Origin of the sequence: Frankia tisae (genome assembly GCF_025403405.1) — a bacterium.
Classification (GTDB): Bacteria; Actinomycetota; Actinomycetes; order Frankiales; family Frankiaceae; genus Frankia; species Frankia tisai.
Genome location: NZ_JANEZT010000576.1, coordinates 1 through 2,689, shown reverse-complemented (window position 1 = coordinate 2,689; position 2,689 = coordinate 1). Strand labels below are relative to the sequence as shown.

General features: G+C 70.0%; 2 protein-coding genes. Both read left to right on the top strand.

Annotation, left to right across the window (positions count from 1 at the left end):
• Window positions 1-188 precede the first annotated feature (188 nt).
• On the top strand, window positions 189-1,619 hold the full coding sequence (locus NBZ85_RS30040) for a gamma-aminobutyraldehyde dehydrogenase (protein WP_261560599.1): 1,431 nt from the start codon (window positions 189-191) through the stop codon (window positions 1,617-1,619).
• Window positions 1,620-1,631: 12 nt separating this feature from the next.
• Window positions 1,632-2,684 carry an alpha/beta fold hydrolase gene (locus tag NBZ85_RS30035; RefSeq protein ID WP_261560600.1) on the top strand — a complete coding sequence of 351 codons (1,053 nt, stop codon included), beginning with the start codon at window positions 1,632-1,634 and terminating at the stop codon, window positions 2,682-2,684.
• Window positions 2,685-2,689 lie beyond the last annotated feature (5 nt).

Below are 2,689 nucleotides of genomic sequence, written 5' to 3'. Positions count from 1 at the left end.
GTTTCGACCTGCCTTTCGAGGGGCTGCGCGCCGTCGGCTGGGCCGGGCGCGGGTAGCGTGTTTCCGCGGCGCCACGGTCATTTGTTCACGCTATCCGTGGCTGGTGGTTCGTGGAACCATCGTAATCGTTGTGGCGACATATCCGGCGACCGGACGGTCGGGGAGACGATCAGTACGAGGAGAGACGTATGGATACGATCTTCGCCAATTTCATTGACGGTGCCTCCGTTCCGGCCGCCGAAGGCGCGACGATGCCGATTCTGAACCCGTCGACCGGCGAGCTACTCGCCGAGGCCCCGCGTTCGGGTCCTGCCGACGTCGACGCCGCCGTCCGGGCCGCATCGACGGCGTTCGAGACCTGGCGCGACACCACCCCGTCCGAGCGTTCCCGCGCGCTGCTGCGCCTCGCCGACGCACTGGAGGAGCGAGCCGACTCCGTCGCCGCGGTGGAGAGCGCCAATACCGGCAAGCCGCTGCAACTCACCGTGGACGAGGAAGTCGGGCCGTCCGCCGACCAGATCCGCTTCTTCGCCGGCGCCGCGCGCCTGTTGGAGGGACGGGCTGCCGGGGAGTACCTGGCCGGGCACACCAGCTATGTCCGGCGCGAGCCGATTGGGGTCTGCGCGCAGGTCACACCGTGGAACTACCCGTTGATGATGGCGGTGTGGAAGATCGCCCCGGCGATCGCGGCGGGCAACACGGTCATCCTCAAGCCGGCGGACACGACCCCGGCTTCCAGTCTGCTGCTCGCCGAGATCGCCGCGGAGTTCCTCCCGCCCGGAGTGCTCAACGTCGTGTGCGGCGACCGGGACACCGGGCGGGCACTGGTCGCTCACCCGGGGCCGGCGATGGTGTCGGTGACCGGCAGCGTGCGGGCCGGCATGGAGGTGGCGCGGGCGGCGGCCGACTCGCTCAAGCGGGTGCACCTGGAGCTCGGCGGCAAGGCACCGGTCATCGTCTTCGACGATGTGGACCCGGCCGCCGTCGCCGCGGAGATCGCCGGCGCCGCCTACTTCAACGCCGGCCAGGACTGCACGGCGGCCACCAGGGTGCTGGCCGCACCCGGGATTCATGACGATCTTGCGGCCGCGCTGGCCGAGGCGGCCCGCGGCACGGCCACCGGCTCCCCGGACGAGACCGAGGTCGCCTACGGCCCGCTGAACAGCGCCGGCCAGCTTGATCGGGTGGGGGGGTTCGTTCGACGGGCGCCGGAGCACGCCGAGGTGCTCGCCGGCGGCGCGGCCCTCGACCGGCCCGGTTATTTTTATCCAGCCACGGTCGTCGCCGGCCTGCGTCAGGACGACGAACTCATCCAGTCGGAGGTCTTCGGCCCGGTCATCACCATGCAGCGCTTCGACTCGGAGGACACCGCGGTGGCCTGGGCCAACGGGGTGGAGTACGGCCTGGCCTCCAGCGTCTGGACGCGCGACCACGGCCGGGCCATGCGGGTCGCGCGCCGGCTGGACTTCGGCTGCGTATGGATCAACACTCACATCCCGATCGTGGCGGAGATGCCGCACGGCGGATTCAAGAAGAGCGGTTATGGCAAGGATCTGTCCGTGTACGGCTTGGAGGACTACACCAGGATCAAGCATGTGATGAGCAACATCGAGTTCTGACCTGGGGTGGCGATGACCGACGATGCGCCGAGTGCGGGAGCTGCGCAGCTGACCCCGCGGTTCGTCACGGTCCACGGGTATCGGCGCTGCTACCTGCGCGCCGGTCGCGGACCGGTGCTGCTGCTGATCCACGGTATCGGGGACAACGCCCGCACCTGGGCGCCGATCATTCCCCAGCTCGCGCGGCGCCATACGGTGATAGCCCCCGACCTGCTCGGGCACGGGGAGTCGGAAAAGCCTCGCGGCGATTACTCGGTGGCCGGCTACGCGTGCGGCATGCGTGATCTACTCACGGTGCTCGGCATCGAGCGGGCGACGGTCGTCGGGCATTCGCTCGGTGGCGGGGTCGCCATGCAGTTTGCCTACCAGTTTCCGGAACGCTGCGAGCGGCTGGTCCTCGTGGCTACCGGCGGGGTGGGGCCGGATCTGCACCCGGCGCTTCGGGCCGCGGCGTTGCCCGGCGCCGGGGCGGTGTTGTCCCTGATCGACGTTCCGCCAGTGCGTCTCGCGCGCTGGGCCGGGCTGCGGGCGCTGCGGCTGCTGAACACCGATCTCGGCCGGGACGCCGAGGATATCCAGCATGTCTGCGACTCGCTCGGGGTGCCGACGGCGCGGGCAGCCTTCCTCCGGACGCTGCGTTCCGTGGTGGACGCGCACGGGCAGGCCATCACGATGCTCGACCGCTGCTATCTGGCCGCCGGCATGCCGTCGCTGATCGTCTGGGGTGATCGGGACGCAGTGATTCCGGTCGAACACGCGCGCGTCGCGCATGCGGCGATGCCCGGAAGCCGCCTTGAGATCTTTCTCGGTGCGGGGCATTTCCCTCATCACAGCGATCCTGTGCGCTTCCGGCGGGTTCTCGAGGATTTCCTGGCCACGACCAGGCCGGCAAGCCACTCGCCGCAGCAGTGGCGGATGATGCTGCGCGAGCATGGGCGGGAGACGCGAACCACCCGGCCGGCGGAGCAGCCTGACATACCGCCCCCGCCAACGATGGCTACCCCAGCCGCCACCGAGAACGCAGTGGCCACCGCGCTCCCCCGTTCGGGGGCACCCCAGAGCTGAGGCAC